This is a genomic window from Echinicola marina (assembly GCF_020463795.1).
GTDB classification, from domain to species: domain Bacteria; phylum Bacteroidota; class Bacteroidia; order Cytophagales; family Cyclobacteriaceae; genus Echinicola; species Echinicola marina.
This window is the reverse complement of record NZ_CP080025.1, coordinates 253,557-269,492: the sequence shown is the minus strand read 5'-3', so window position 1 is coordinate 269,492 and position 15,936 is coordinate 253,557. Positions and strand designations below refer to the sequence as shown.

At 40.3% G+C, this 15,936-nt stretch carries 8 protein-coding genes; 1 reads left to right on the top strand and 7 read right to left on the bottom strand.

Annotated elements, in window-relative coordinates:
• Positions 1-31: 31 nt before the first annotated feature.
• The 4 genes from KZP23_RS01340 to KZP23_RS01325 form a co-directional block, all read right to left on the bottom strand.
• Complete coding sequence (locus KZP23_RS01340; RefSeq protein WP_226334363.1) at positions 32-1,363, bottom strand: vanadium-dependent haloperoxidase; 1,332 nt, start codon at positions 1,361-1,363, stop codon at positions 32-34.
• A gap of 17 nt (positions 1,364-1,380) precedes the next feature.
• A complete protein-coding gene (locus tag KZP23_RS01335; protein WP_226334362.1) occupies positions 1,381-4,713 on the bottom strand; it encodes a VCBS repeat-containing protein in 3,333 nt (1,110 codons plus the stop codon).
• 99 nt (positions 4,714-4,812) lie between these two features.
• Positions 4,813-6,678 (bottom strand): RagB/SusD family nutrient uptake outer membrane protein, encoded by a 1,866-nt coding sequence (locus tag KZP23_RS01330; protein ID WP_226334361.1) that lies wholly within the window; start codon positions 6,676-6,678, stop codon positions 4,813-4,815.
• Between the two features lie 18 nt (positions 6,679-6,696).
• A complete protein-coding gene (locus KZP23_RS01325) occupies positions 6,697-9,870 on the bottom strand; it encodes a SusC/RagA family TonB-linked outer membrane protein (protein WP_226334360.1) in 3,174 nt (1,057 codons plus the stop codon).
• Between the two features lie 1,482 nt (positions 9,871-11,352).
• Here KZP23_RS01325 and KZP23_RS01320 point away from each other — a divergent pair.
• A complete protein-coding gene (locus tag KZP23_RS01320; RefSeq protein WP_226334359.1) occupies positions 11,353-13,989 on the top strand; it encodes a DUF5686 family protein in 2,637 nt (878 codons plus the stop codon).
• 51 nt (positions 13,990-14,040) lie between these two features.
• On the opposite strand, the gene frr is transcribed toward KZP23_RS01320, so the two are convergent.
• The 3 genes from frr to KZP23_RS01305 all read right to left on the bottom strand — a co-directional run bounded on the left by frr (position 14,041) and on the right by KZP23_RS01305 (position 15,920).
• On the bottom strand, positions 14,041-14,601 hold the full coding sequence (gene frr / locus KZP23_RS01315; RefSeq protein ID WP_215226269.1) for a ribosome recycling factor: 561 nt from the start codon (positions 14,599-14,601) through the stop codon (positions 14,041-14,043).
• A gap of 12 nt (positions 14,602-14,613) precedes the next feature.
• On the bottom strand, positions 14,614-15,324 hold the full coding sequence (gene pyrH, locus KZP23_RS01310) for a UMP kinase (RefSeq protein ID WP_226334358.1): 711 nt from the start codon (positions 15,322-15,324) through the stop codon (positions 14,614-14,616).
• Between the two features lie 101 nt (positions 15,325-15,425).
• Complete coding sequence (locus KZP23_RS01305) at positions 15,426-15,920, bottom strand: acetyl-CoA carboxylase biotin carboxyl carrier protein subunit (RefSeq protein WP_226334357.1); 495 nt, start codon at positions 15,918-15,920, stop codon at positions 15,426-15,428.
• Positions 15,921-15,936: the final 16 nt, after the last annotated feature.

The window sequence follows — 15,936 nt, the reverse complement described above, 5'->3', positions numbered from 1 at the left end:
AGTTTATCAGGCCTTATTTATGATATGGACATTAGGAACTGATTTTGTCGACAATCCAACTTCCTACGTTTTTCCCTTGGGTCTGTCCCCGAGTGATGGCATCCATAAAATGTATTCCTCCATAAAGTCTGGATATGGCCGCTTCATTGGCTGCATGGGCAAAGGATTTATATGTTCTGGCTTTTAATCCATAACGTTCCTCAACCGTATCGGCATATTCAAAATTGTCACCAAGATAGTGGGTGAGAATTACCGATGCTGCTGTGGAAACGGTTGAATGCCCACTCAGATATTCAGGAAAAGGAGGTGTTTGTAGAAAAGGTGTCCAAGTTGGGTCTATGTACTTCCTAATGGCTGTTTCTGGTCTGATTCTATTGCTCCTGTATTTTTCATCCCAACAGGCAATAAATCCATCCATTAAACCTAAGGCTATCATGGTATGGACTTCCAGTGTTTTGGCAAATGAAAGTCCTGCTTTTTGACAGGCAATATTGGTGATGCCCATCCAGTGTGCGCCGGGAGAGATTTTCTTCATCCCGACCATTAGGTGGCCATTGTCTTGTAAAGCAAATGGATTGCAGTCCCAAAATGCGGCAATTTCTCTGTTTTCTTCGTTAAGGTCAACCTTGTAGACCTCTTCAGTAATCTTGTAAAAATCGGAATCTTTCTTAGGGGAAAATGCCACTGGTGGAGCGGGTTTGAACTGTTGGGCAGAGTCCAAAAAGAACGGCCTTACTGTACTGAAATAGGGCTCAACAGGTGCGAAATAACCAGGAGGTGTCGGGTACCAACTTCCTGGAGTTTCCAAAGGTGTATACCTAGGATAGTTACTGATTAAATTATACCCATCTGCTTTGGCATATTTAAGTATTTCCTGGCTGATTGATTGGGCGTATCCCAATGATTGTTCAATGGTCAGTTCATCCATTCCCTTATTCCTACAACTATCCAAAATAGCGTCTTCCAATGATTGGAGTTCTGGGCCTGAAGGCTGGATTTTCTTGGCAGTTTGAAGCATGCCTAGGATAGCACTAAGTTGATATGATTGTTCAGGAAAACCAGCAGGTTTTTTGATATCAGGGTATTGATTGACTATGCCATGAAGGTCTGCAAGGCTACTGTCATTTTGAGAGGTGATTTCATATCCTGTGAGACAAGCATAAGAGAAAAACCGCGCTGCCAATGGAGGATTGGTGACATCGTGTATCATCAATTCCGTCATCTGAATTGTAACTTCTTGTATATAAGCGGTAGGTATTTCAATGTCTTTATTGTTTTTTTTACTACAACTGAATAGTAAGAGTGCAGTAATTAGACTTAAGCCTATGAATTGATTGAGGTATTTCATGATAAGTAATCGCATTTAATCCTATAGTTAGGTTATTGGGCAGGGCCATAAGCCACTACTCCTTTTTGGTTAATGCCAAAAAGCCATTGATCATTTAGCTTGGCAATGCTTCGTACGTCTCCTTTTAACTTGAATCCTGACTGATGCTGTGGAATATAGGTGAATCCACCTTGGCCATTTCCTTTGAGAAGTGTGCCATAGTTAGCGTCGTATTTTCCAAATCGCAACCTTGCCTTTTCAATATTTCCACATAAAAGCAGGTCGGTATTTCCATCTTTATCAAAATCATCACAGGCGATAGCCATGACAGGAGAGGCCTGCGCTTCCAAAGGTAATGTAGCAGTGGAGTATTTTCCTGAATTGTTGCTTATGAGTACCGCCGTTTTTAAATAATTGGCCGATAGAAGTTTTGCTCCTTTTAGCTCATTCTCAGTAAAGATGTCGGCAATTTTTGCTTCAGCATAACTTTTGTAGCTAGGGAAACGGGTTCTCATACTGGCCATCTGGTCCAGTAGTTCGTCTCGTGTAAGATAAGGAAACTTTTCACCTTGGATATAGCAAGTTAAGATGGGATCAATGGAGCCGTTTTCATCGAAATCTTTATAGAGCATTTCTGTAGGCTCTTCTTGGTTGGCATGTATCTGGGTGTTGGTGCCCTGGTTTCCAACAACAAGGTCCATTTGATTATCTCCGTTCAGGTCAGCTATTTCTAAAGTGTTCCACCAGCCGCTATATTCTTCTTCAAGGTACTTATCGCTTGTTTTAGAGAGTTTTCCATTTTCCTGCTCAAAAATGCAGATGGGCATCCATTCTCCAATAATGATCAATTCATCCTTTCCGTCAGCATTTAAATCGGCCCATTTTGCATCAGTGACCAATCCCGGATGCTCAAGCTCATTGGCTATCGTTTTGGTTTGATCGGTGAATTTGCCCTTGCCGTCATTGATCAGGATAAAGCTTCTTGGAACTGTAGGGTACATGCCTGGGATCACCCTGCCTCCCACAAATAAATCCGGAGCCCCATCAGCATTGATGTCTGATGCACTTACACAGCTGGAACTCACCAGCATATTAGGCAATGCTTCACGAGATTTTTTAAAGTTACCCTTGCCATCATTGATGTATATCCTGTCTTGGAGCTTTTTGTCTTCAGGCATAAAATTGGCATAACCACCGCTGGCTACATAAAGGTCCAAATGCCCGTTTCCATTGATGTCCAAGAATATTGCATCCGTGTCTTCACTGTCTTTGTCTTCTAAAAAAGCTTGTCCATTGGTTTTGGTGAAACCTCCATTTTTATTTTGAAGGAAGAGCTGGGCTGCATCGCCTAGCCCTCCTCCCACAAAGAGGTCTTCCAAGCCATCGCTATTTATATCTGCTTGGGCCATGATAGGACTGTTAAATGATAGAGGATTAACTAAAAGAGGCTGCCTTTTGAAGTCATTTATATTGTTCTTTTGGTGTTGGGTCGAAATAGTTGTTGATGTAGGTACAAATAAAGGTTTGTTGGAATCTTTTATTTGTTTTTGTTCCGTTGCGTCACTTTCAGAAAGTATTAAAGTTTGGTTTGCTTTGATATTTTCCAATAATTGGCTTTTACCGCTTTGCCATGTTACTTTGATGGAATCAATGGTGCTGGCCTTGCCCAAACCAAAATGGACTACAGGAGAAATACTGGATTGATAGCCACGGGTAGGCATTTGTTCTTGGTATAATACTTCTTTTTGGCTGTATATCCAGATTTTGGTGCCCAGTCCAAATGTGTTTTTAGCCTCACCTTTTAGCTGTATTTTAAGATAGGCATTGTCTGATTGTTGATCACTTAGGTTTTTGAATATAAAGGCCTCCAGGTTGATGTTATTAACCACCAAATCCAAATCACCGTCATTGTCAAGGTCTGCATAAGCGGCACCATTACTGTTGGATGCATAGTCTACTCCCCAATCCTTGCTGACTTTGTCAAAGGTAAGGTCGCCTTTGTTTTTGAACATATAGTTATGAAGGTTGGAAGAAGGGATTTGTTTGACGAGATCCAACACATTTTGTCTCCTGATATTACCATCATTGTTTTGGACATAATCTCCCATAAACTTAAGGAAGTCCATATTGGTATAATCCCTTAAATATCCGTTTGTGATGTATAAATCCTTCCAGCCATCGTTATCAAAATCTGCAAAGAGGGCTGCCCAGCTCCAGTCGGTATTGGATATTCCTGCCATTTGACCAATTTCACTGAATGACTGGTTGCCATTATTGACCTGCAACATGTTTCTCATGTATTGATGGTGAAAGCCTACTTTGACTTTGAAGTCAAATTTTTCATAGTTATCAGGTGCCATGAGCAATTTTTGACGGTTATTGTCCTCTGGCAACATATCCAAAGTGAAAATATCCGGTAAGCCATCATTATTGATGTCTGCCACATCACTGCCCATGGAAAAGTGAGAGGTATGTCCCATTTCGCCGCCAATTACATCGGTAAAGGTGCCGTCACCATTATTGATATAAAGATAATCAGGTGCGGTATAGTCATTACATTCATAGATGTCTGGCCAGCCATCGCCATTGATGTCTGCTACTCCTAAGCCCAAGCCATAAGATAGGGCGGAGTTCCTTATTCCTGCTTTTTCGGTAACTTCAGTAAATTTTCCATTGTCATTTCTAAAAAGTTGAGCACCTGCAGGTGATTTTGATTTTAGGATTTCAGCGGTGCTTGATTCATCTAGTACGGGTAAGGATTTATGGTTATGGTTCAGGAGATACAAGTCCAAATCTCCATCTTTATCATAATCAAAGAAAGTGCCTTGGGTACTGGTGGCAGCACTGGCTATGCCATATTTTTCAGCTTCCTCTGTAAATTGTGGAATGCCATTTTTATCAGATCCCTGATTAATGTAGAGTTCATTTTTTCTTTTTTCTGGTCTCAAATTACCTGAATAGCACACATAGATGTCTAGTAAGCCATCTCCATTTACATCTGCCATGGTAACGCCGGTTTTCCAAGGTCCCTTGCGCCCTTGTGTGCCGGAAGAGGTGGTGATGTCCTCAAATACCATTTCACCTCGGTTAAGATAGAGCTTGTTGGTTGACATATTAGCGGTGAAATAAATATCATCAAGACCGTCACTATTGAGGTCTCCAATGGCTACTCCACCTCCATTGTAAAAGTATTCATACATAAGGACATTGGTATTAAGTCCTTCGGTGAGCTTGTTTTGGAAGGTGATATGGGAATTTTTTGAATCTATTAATTCAAATAGTGGTTTTATGTTTGACTTAGGTTTATCCTGCTGCTTTGGTGGCTCGCAAGAAACAATCAAACTAATGATGAGTGATGAGGTTATTCTTGAGTAGAGTTTGAGCATATTGGGTGTTTATTGTGGATAATTAAATATAAAAAAATCTATACCAAACACTGAGGTTCGGTATAGATTCTTTATTAAAAATTAACAATAGGTCGTGGCTTATTCTGTATAACCTGGGTTTTGTACCAAGGCGGCATTTCTATTCATTTCATCCTGCGAAATTGGCAAGAAATACATTTTGTCCAGCCAAGTCCTGTTTTCCTTACCTGGATCTATATTAACAGCTTGGTAAGAATAATTATAGATATTTGGATCATATCTATACAGGCTGAGGGATTCTCCTGGTTTTAATTCACCAACGATATTGATGCCATTGGCTTTTCTTCCTAATGTTTCTTCAGGAATCATCCATCTTCTACAATCGTGGTATCGCTGTTCCTCGTAAGCCATTTCTATTCTTCTCTCATTACGGTATCTCTCCATGAGGGCCTCGCCTGAATCGTTAATGGCTGGCATACCCACTCTATAGCGGATTTTGTTCAACCAATTTCTGGCTTCTTCTTCTTGGCCAAGCTCAATACACGTTTCTACATAATTTAGAACAGCCTCGGTGTATCTTAATACAGGCCAAGGAATCTCTTGCCAAGTGTTTTGATCAACAATGGCGGGGTCTGGATCAATGAATTTTCTCATATAATATCCCGTATAACTACCATTCCAATCTTCAATAGGGCCGTTTCTGGTATCCAAGCCAAAGTGGATAACGGTTTCTCCGCCTGATATGATTTCATACTGGCCAGTTTGGATTTGACCTAGTGGATCTCTTGGTTGGTTAGCAGAAGATCTTGGTTTCCATTGAGCACCATCATATAGGATAGAAGCATAGAACCTGGCATCCCGGTTGTCATAAGGAGCGGAAGCATGTTCTGGATTGTCCCAATCAAACTCGGTCCCATCCATCATTTCATAATCATCCACAAAATGTTGGATTGGCGTATTACCTGCCCAGTTATTATAGCCGTTTGGCCCATTGAACAAGCCTTGGCGACCACCGTTTTCCTGTTTGGCATTAATAAAATACCTGGCAAAGATCAATTCATTTTCACCGCCATTTTTTGAAAGTGAATTATTGATATAGTTTTGGATGCCCTCTTCATGAGGTACAGGTCCATCCAAGTTCAATAAATTGCCATCTGCATTGTCCAAAACCGCTTTGGCGGCTGTTTGGGCCCTCTGCCATCTCTGGGTTCTGTCACCAGATGTATATCCAAGGAATTCAGGATTGGAGTAACCGGATATCACAGAGGAATTTGCTGATGCAGTAGGGATATCATGAAGGTCACTGGCAGCATATAGTAGGACCCTAGACTTAAGTGCTAAAGCGGCAATTCTATTGGTACGGCCAGCAGCCATGGATTTACCATCCAGCAAAGTTGCTGCATCGTCCAGATCGGTAACGATGAAATCCACACATTCTTCCCAGGTGTTTCTGGCTGCATCATATGACTCTTCGCCTAGTGTGTAGGGGCGGTCTACAATTGGAAATGCGCCATAGTATCTCAGCAATTGGTGACTGTAATAAGCACGCATAAATTTAGCCTCGCCCATTAAGCGGTCCACAATACCATTTTCATTTGGAAATTCTGGTTCGGTCAGGTTCTGGATAGCCACGTTGGCCGAACGGATATAGCTGTACATATTCCCCCATGAAAGGGTGTTGTTCACCCAACCTATATCGGCAGGGTTTGATCTTGCTTCTGTGATTGTGGTGATTCCACGTCCTGGGTGCGTAAATATGGCTTCGTCAGTTAGAGAAGCCAGCATCTGTTCGTCAAAACCTCCATTTCCCAATCCACGGTATATATCCGTAACAGCTGCTTCTGCTAAGGCTGCATCAGACCATACATCGGATTCTGATACTTCGCCCAAAGGATCTGTATTTACAAAATCTGCATTACAACTGCCCATCATCCAGGATGACAGTGTAACCAAGACCATGTAGCTTATATTTTTAAGTTTATTCATCTTCGTGTTGGTTAATAATTAGAAGGTGAGAGATAGGCCAGTGTTAATTACTCTAGCTTGTGGGTAGTATTGGCCGGTAGAAGCGTCTGTCTCCGGATCAAGAATTCCAAGCTTATTCATGAAGTTGGCCAAGTTCAGTCCATTAGCAAATATCCTTAAGTTACTGATGCCTACTTTTTGACCAATTTCTACAGGTAGATTATAGCCAATTTCAACGTTTTTCAAACGGATATAATCAGCTTTTCTGAACCAGTAAGTGTTTCCTCCTGAATAGTATTGGTCACTTCTATTGGCAATTCTAGGATGCTCAGTGCTTGGGTTATCCACCGTCCATCTGTTTTGGTAGATATCCAAGAAGTAATTACCAATATTACCGGATTCACCTGCACTGATGTATTGACGGGCACCAAATGCACCTTGGATCAAAACAGAAAGATCGAAGTTTTTATAGGAAGCTGTTAGGTTAACACCTCCTTGGAACATAGGAATATTGTTTTGGTCCATTCTGACACGGTCTTTGGGAGTAATGGCACCATCACCATCATAATCCACATATTTCATGTCTCCAGGTCTCAATTCATTGGTGATGTCAGAATAATCCAATGTTTCTGCATCGATGGAAGCCTGGTCAGGGAAAACACCATCATATTGGTAAACCAAGAAAGTGTTCATTGGTTTACCTGTAGATTTTTGCCATTCTTCAGCACCTCCTGGCTCATCCCAGAAAAGAATTTCGTTTTTGGCATAACCACCATTTACACTTGCACTATAATTGAAATCACCCGCGCGGCCCCTATAACCCATTAGGAAATCAAAACCAGAGTTGGCCACTTCACCAATGTTTTCAGCAGGAAGGGAAAGTCCTGTACTTTGCGGTACTGATGCATTTTTTCTCCAAAGGATATTGGTACGCTTATTATAGAAATAATCCATTTCGAAGAAGATTTTTCCATCTAATAATTGACCTTCTATACCAATATTGGAGTTATTGGCTACCTCCCAGGTAATGGCTGTATTGGGAACCCTAGTTTCAAATAAAGTTTTGGTCTCTGCTCCATCTATGATATAGCTGTTAAATCCATAAGTGGAAAGGAACTGATACTCTTGCAGGGTATTTTCAAAATAAATTTGGTCATTACCCATCTGTCCCCAGCTACCACGGATCTTGAAGAATTCAAGGGCAGGGATGGCGTTTTTGAAGAAATCTTCTTCAGAGGCAACCCAGCCCAGCATGATGCCTGGGAAGAAACCAAATCGAGTATCTTCAGGGAAGATATAAGAAGCATCATATCTCCAAAGGAACTCGGCAAGGTACTTTTCTTTATAGTTATAGGAGGCACGACCGAAATAGTTCAATCTGGCCCTTTCGTAAGCACCACCACCATTATCTTTTTCCAAGTCACCACCGGCAAACATTTGGTCAATGGCAGGAGAGATAAAGTACCTTCTGAATGCAAAGAAATTATCGCCTTCTTCAGTTTCCCTATTGGTACCAGCCAAAATATTAATGGTATGGTCCTCATTGAATGTTTTGTCATAAGAGAAAACACCTCCCAAAAGGATATTCAGCTGATTATAGTGTTGCTGACGAAGTCTTGGTTCAGCAGGTCCTCTTTTACTAGGGACCAATACTGGAGTTACACCATCATCTTCAAAACCGCTGCCTCGTTCATAAAGTGTCCAAGGGGTTTCCCATCTTTTGAGATCTCTGGAAAGTTTATCTACGGCTGCCGTTCCGACAAATTTAAGTCCTTCTACACCAGGGATCTTGATAGTCAATTCACCATTGGACTGGAAATAGTCCCTTTTGTCCCTGTCATAGCCAGTAGCATTGGTGGTGATCACCACAGGGTTTTCACCGTTTTCAATATCCGGCCCTGGAAGACCATTTGGCCAGTAGGCAGGTTGATGAGGCTTACCTCTTACTTGCATACGGAAGATGGCTCCCGCACTTCTGGTAGGGAAGAACCTGAATTCTTCACGACCAAGTACACCTAGTTTGACACTGATATAATCGTTGATTTTTGCATCAAGATTAATTCTCATATCATATTGCTTATAGCCAGTGGCTGCATTTTTGTAATACGCGTCTTGGTTTTGATAGCCTAGGGAAGCCAAATATTTTACGTTTTCACTGCCACCATTAAGTTGTAAGTTGTGTCTTACTTGTGGAGACCAAGTTTTAAGGGTCTCGTCATACCAGTCTGTATTGGGGTAGTTCCAAGGATCACCACCGGCACGATAGGCCGCGATGTCCTCAGGGGTGAATGGGGCAGCCCTTTCCTGGCCATTTGGACGGGTATAGACGCCTGTGGTTTTGTAGGCGTCATTAGCTGCTTGCCACTCTTCGACAGGTAATTCGTAGACACTTAGGTCATTAAGCATTTCAGTGTACTGGGCGGCATCCGCCATATCAGGCAATACAGTTGGTTGGCCCCATCCTTGGTTGAACTGGTAGGATAGTTCTGGCTTTCCACTTTTACCTCTTTTGGTCGTTACCAAGATTACACCATTAGCAGCTCTGGAACCGTAAATGGCCGCAGAAGCATCTTTCAATACGGAGATGCTTTCAATATCATTTGGGTTAAGTCTTTCGAAGCCACCTGCTCTGGCAGGTATTCCATCAATCACGATTAGGGCATTATTATTACCTAAAGTGTTTGAGCCACGGATACGGATACCTGATCCATCATAGCCAGGTTCACCACTACGGTTTACGGCAACTACGCCGGGCATTCTACCTGCGATGGAGTTGGAGATGTTGGTTGCGGGGGATTTGGCCAGTTCAGTGCCCTTGACTGAGGCGACAGAACCAGTTACAGTTTCCTTCTTTTGCTCACCATAACCTACTACCACCACTTCACCAAGTGACTTGAGGTCTTCATTCATGGTGATGGATAGGTTAGTTTGATTCCCGACGGTGACATCTTGGGTTTCAAATCCAATGAAGGAAAAGGTTAAAACATTTTCACCTGGGTTTAAGGTGATTTTGAAATTTCCATCCAAGTCAGTGATGGTCCCTTTCGTAGTGCCCTGTACTAAAACAGAAACACCCGGTAGAGGTTGATTGTCTTCAGAGGAAATAACCGAACCGGTTATTTCTCTACTTTGTCCGTATGTTATCGATTGCACGGTTGTTAAAAACAAAGTGCATAACAAGAGGACCCTCAACTTTTGTAGAGTTTTTCTCATGTGGGTTATTGTTAATTTTTGTTAAAAGGTTATAATAATTGTGTTTTATAAAAATGACTGTTTAAAAGGAGAATTGCAATATCTAATTTCTATAAAGAATGATATTATGTTATGAATATTTTATAAAATATGATAGTTTGTAATGAAAATTCTAATTCTTTACTTTTTTGAATGCTGATTTATTAATCGAAATCGGTTGTTATGTTTAAATCATTAAAATCTACTAAAAACATCTTATTTCAATCGTTTGTATAAAAATAAAATTTTGATTATTAGCAATATTTCGAATGTTATGCGGTATTTTTTAAATGTTTTATTGACCTTTATGAAAGGTGAGAGCTGTTTTTGATGGGTGATTCCAAACAAAATTTTTTTGTGTGTAATTTACACTTAAATCATTCTTAGGGATCTTTTTTGTGGTAAAAAGGGGATCCTGACTAAGGGGGACTTCTGTTTGTTTATGTAGTCATTTTTTATAAAATAGTGGGGATTGCAGTATGTCTAATTTTGCCTCTATATGGTTTACTGTGAGTAGCTTTTACTTTTGTTTACAAAATTCTAGTGCAGTATTTATCTCTTCACCATTGTTGCTTTTTTCCTACAGGTGAAAAAGTAATCAATCTAAAGTCCGACAGAAAAACCTGTCGCTGCGCCACAGTGCACAGGAGCACATCTACCAAAACATTTGGGGAGTTCTTTGAGGACCAGATAAGCTATTATTCGTTATCAATATTTGGTCATATTATATTCATACGGGGCCTATTTTGATGTATGTCTGCTATTGCATCGGTAGCCCAATAAATTAGTAAAGCTAACTTACTGTTTCAATTGTTTCAGTTTTAGCTCAGCATAAATTGGGTTGAGTTCCCTTGCTTTTCTAGGTCATAAGGTGAAGAGGTACCTAAGGCAAGCCTAGGACAAGCTTAAGATTTCAATAAGAGAAATACGGCTAAAACACGGGATAAACACGGCTTAACTAGGGGTTAAACACAGGTTAAGGATGAGCGTTAAAAATGTTAAATTCAATAATATTGGGCAGTTATCGCATCAGTCATCCGATTGTTTACAGCCTGTCCAGTCTGCGTAGGGGATTCCCGGGATCTAGCTAGTAGTAGACAATCAATCATTTCAGTGAGATCAGTGTGGTCTTGGAGGTCATGCTTTAATTTGAAGCGAAAAATGTACTGGTGCAATAGCAGGTATGCAAAAAGGGCATAAGAGTAAACAGGAAATGAATTACTTATTCTAAAATTTTGATTTTGGAATAAGCCAAGGTATATTTAACACGTAAGGTTTAAATAAATGGAAAAGAATTGGCAGCTGATGGCTGTCCCTTCTTTATTTTAACAGCTTCTTCAGGAAGCTTTTTCTTTTATTTTTGATAGCGTAGTTTTTCGGATTTATCCAAGCAAGTATTGTCAAATACTTATTTTTATTATTTGGATATGATTAATTTACTCCTGTGAAATCATTGTGTTTTGTATGGACAGTTCTGTAATGATCAAGTTGATTGTTTTAATTGGCTTTTTCTTTTTTCTATCATGTCTTAGGGTAATTGGACAAGGAATAAAAGGAATAGTTATCAATGAGGCTGGAGATCCTTTGGCATATGCCTCTGTTTTTGTAAGAAACCTTAACGATGGTGTTCCCTCTAATCAGGAAGGGCTGTTTGAAATACCATTGACTCCTGGGGTTTATGATGTCATCGTGCAGCACTTAGGTTATGAATTTTCTCAAAAAACCATTGAAGTAAAAGAAGCTTGGGAGGAAGTAGAATTTGTTTTGAAGCCTCAGGTATATGCGTTGGAAGAAGTGGAGATTAGGGATGATGCAGAAGATCCAGCTTTAACAGTAATGCGAAAGGCAATAGCCAAGGCAAAATACCATAGGCTCCAGGTGGCAGAGTACCGTATGAAAGTGTATATTAAAGGTACTGGGGAATTGACAGATGCACCATTTTTTATGAGGAGGAAACTCCAGGAAGAAGGCTTGGAGCTCAATGAGGCCTATACTTCAGAGTCAGTTTCGGAAGTAGTCTTTAGGCAGCCCAATGAAATTTCGGAAAGGGTAATTAGTATTAGGTCAACAGGAGAAAACAATCAGACCAGTCCTGCACCCTATATTGGGGCGAGTTTTTATGCGGATAAAATCAATGATATTGTATCTCCGCTGTCCAGATCGGCTTTTGTCTATTATAGATTTAGGCATGAGGGGACTTTTTATGAAAATGGTGTTTTGGTCAATAAAATTCGGGTTGTCCCCAGATCAAGAGGGGAGCAGGTTTTCGAGGGGCATATTTATATTATCGAAGATCTTTGGGCCATCCATAGTTTGGATTTGAAGACTTCATTTATGGGGTTTGCCATCGGGGTTCGACAGCAGTATGTTAAAGTGGGTGAAAATGTGTGGATGCCGCTTACGCATGTTTATTCTTTTTCCGGTAATTTTTTTGGTTTCAAAGGACATTATAAATACCTGGCCACAACGAGGGATTATGAGATCAAGCTCAATCCAGATTTGGTGCTTGATACTGAAATATTGGATGAAAACGTGGAAAGTATTCCTGAAGCAGTTGAAGAGATAAGTGCAAAGGAAATTGCTGTTGAGGATTTGGAAGGTATGGAGCAGTTGAGCCGGAGAGACTTTAGAAAAGTAATCAACCAATATGAAAAACAGAGCCTAAAGGAAAGGAAAGATGCCGAGGTGATTGCTAAGAGGGAATATTCAATAGATTCATTGGCAGAGAAAAGAAACAAAACCTATTGGGATAGTGTCAGGCCTGTAAAACTAACTCAAAAAGAAATATTGGGATACCAAAGGGATGATAGTTTGGCAAAAGTGGAGTCAGCCAAGAAGTCAAATGTGGATTCCCTTTCAGGTGAGATGAAGAGAAAATTCAAAGTAGTGGATATTATAGGAGGTGGTGATTATTATTTTGGTAAAGGGATTTCAGCGGGCTTCAAGCCAAACTGGAGTAAGGTATCTTTCAATACAGTTGAAGGAGTTAAGTTGGGGTTTGGTGGCTATTTTAAAGTAGAGAGAAAGGACAGTGTTTTCCAAAGTTCAAGTTCTTGGCGAATTAGTCCTGAAGTCCGTTATGGATTTTCTAGCCATCAATTTTATGGAGTGGTGGATTTTAAAAGGTCGTGGACCCATATGAGGCGGCAAATGTCCTATGGTCTGAAAGGGGGAAGTTATATCTATCAATTTAATTCTGAGGACCCTATTAATGAGCAGGTAAATGCTTTTTATTCCCTCTTTTTCAGACAAAATTATATGAAACTATATGACAAAAAATTCATTCAGTTATACTTTGAACATAAACCTAGTGAGGCGTTTAGTTATCAACTATCCATGAGCTATGCAAATAGAAACACTTTGGAAAATAGTAATGATTACAGCTTTTATCACAAGGCCGGAAGAGTATATACTTCCAATAGACCAGGAAATATAGAGGCAGGTGATGGGGCATTTGCTTCCAATGAATCTTTGATTTTGGATTGGAATATGGAGTGGAGGCCTGGTTTGAAATATTATGTTAGAAATAATGAAAGGCATCCTCTCAATAGCACAGCCCCGCTCATCAGCTTTGTTTATAGAAAGGGATTGGCCAATACTGGTTTGGGAGAGGAAGCTGCTGATTTTGACCAATTGGAATTGGGTGTAAAGCATGGTTTTAAATTAGGGGTCAGTGGAAAGCTGGACTTTAATGTAAAGGCAGGAGGGTTTATCAATAATAAAAACCTCTACTTTATGGATTACAAGCATTTTGGGGGCAATAGAACAATTTTTTCAAATATGGGAACGGTGAATAATTACCGGCTTTTGGGTTATTATAAATACAGCACTGGAGGAAATTACCTAAGTTCCATTGTTCATTATCAGTTCAGGAAATTTCTGTTGACCCAGTTTCCTGTTTTGCGGTTTTCAGGAATCAGGGAGAATTTGTTTTTTAATTATCTTAAAACAGAGGTAAGTCCCCATTATTGGGAAGTCGGATATTCTTTGGATAATCTGTTCCGACTATTCAGGGTAGAATTTGGGCTTGGTTTTGAGGATGGGGATTATCAAAAAAATGGACTGCGATTGGGCATAGCCTCATTTATCAATATCAATTAAAAAGCAAAGGCCTTACGATTGCTCATAGGGCCTTTGGTAATGTGTTGAGGGTTAAACCGTCATAATCTCAGCTTCCTTCTTGGTAAATAAAGCATCGATTTTAGTTGAGTACTGGTCTGTAAGTTTTTGAACAGTATCCTCAGCTCTTTTGATGTCATCCTCAGGAGCACCGTCCTTTTGGAGTTTTTTCAAAGAATCATTGGTGTCTTTTCTTACTGTTCTGATACTGATTTTACCGTTTTCACACTCATTTTTGACTTGCTTAACCAAGGACTTTCTTCTTTCCTCAGTGAGAGGAGGGATGGTAAGCATTACCATTTCTCCGTTATTTTGGGGAGCCAGGCCCAAGTCTGAGTTGATGATGGATTTTTCTATTTCTCCGATTAAGTTTTTTTCCCAAGGTTTGATAGATAAAGTTCTAGCATCGGGCGTGTTGATGGAGGCTACCTGCTGTATAGGGGTAGGGGCTCCATAATAGTCCACCAAGATGCCGTCCAATAAGTTGGGCATGGCTTTTCCCGCCCTGATCTTAAGCAGTTCAGCGGCGGTATGATCCACTGATTTTTGCATTAGCTCCTTGGCTTCATCGAGTTCTAGCTGTATCTCTTCCATTGTTATGATTGCTTAATTAGATTTTATTAAAGTACCTACATCTTCGCCTTTTACCAAGCTCTGGAGATTGCCTTCTTTATTCATGTCAAACACGATGATAGGCAAGTTGTTTTCCTGACAAAGGGTAAAAGCTGTCATGTCCATGACATTGAGGTTTTTTTCGTAAACTTCCTGGAAAGAAATATGGGTATATCTTTCTGCATTTTTGTCTTTTTCCGGATCAGCTGTGTACACACCGTCTACTCTGGTTCCTTTAAGTACCACTTCTGCTTCAGTTTCTATGGCTCTTAAGCTTGCCGTAGAGTCTGTGGTAAAATAAGGATTGCCTATTCCTGCTCCAAATATTACAATCCGTCCTTTCTCTAAGTGTCTGATGGCTCTTCTTCTGATAAAAGGCTCGCAGACACTTTCGATTTTGATTCCAGACATCAATCTGGTATACATGCCGTTTTGCTCAAGGGAGCTTTGCAAAGCCATGGCGTTGATCAATGTGGCAAGCATTCCCATATAATCTCCTTGGACACGGTCGATTCCGACTTTTTCACCCTGAACCCCTCTGAAGATATTTCCGCCTCCAATTACAATGGCGATTTCAACTCCCAGTTCCTTAACTTTTTTGATCTCCTGGGTATATTGCTTGAGTTTGTTGGAGTCGATACCATATCCATTTTCCCCCATCAAAGCTTCACCACTGAGTTTTAGCAGAATTCTTTTGTATTTCATAATTTGTTCGGTTAGCAGAGTGCTAAATACTAGATTGATTTAAAGAATAGATAAACTCGACAAATATAAATTCTTGCGCCCAGAAAATTAAATCTAGGATTCTAAAATTGTACCAATACTTGATTTTTTTCAACGCTATCCCCTTTAGATACCAATATCTCCTTGACTGTGCCATCTCCGGAAGCCTTTAACAGGTTCTCCATTTTCATGGCTTCAAGTATAAGTAAAGGCTGGTTCTTTTTGACTTGGTCTCCCTCTTTGACTTTGATATCCAAGATAAGGCCGGGCATTGGGGCGGATATTGACTGGTTTTTTTGGTCTTCTCTGCCGTTGATACCTAACTTTTCCAATAACAAATCAAATTTGTCCTTGATGCTTACCTCTGCTTGTTTGTTGTTCAGTTTTAGGATGATTGATTTCTTTTTGTGATCCAAGCGGATGAGTTCCACATTATATGACTTGTGATCGTAGATAATGTTGAAATGCCTTTCATTGACTTGATGGAGGTCCCATTGCAGGACTTTGCCGTTAATCAAAAAAACTTCGCCATCATGCTCAATACTAAAGTTTTCTTCGTTTATGGATACTGAGTACATTTGATTTAATTTAGCA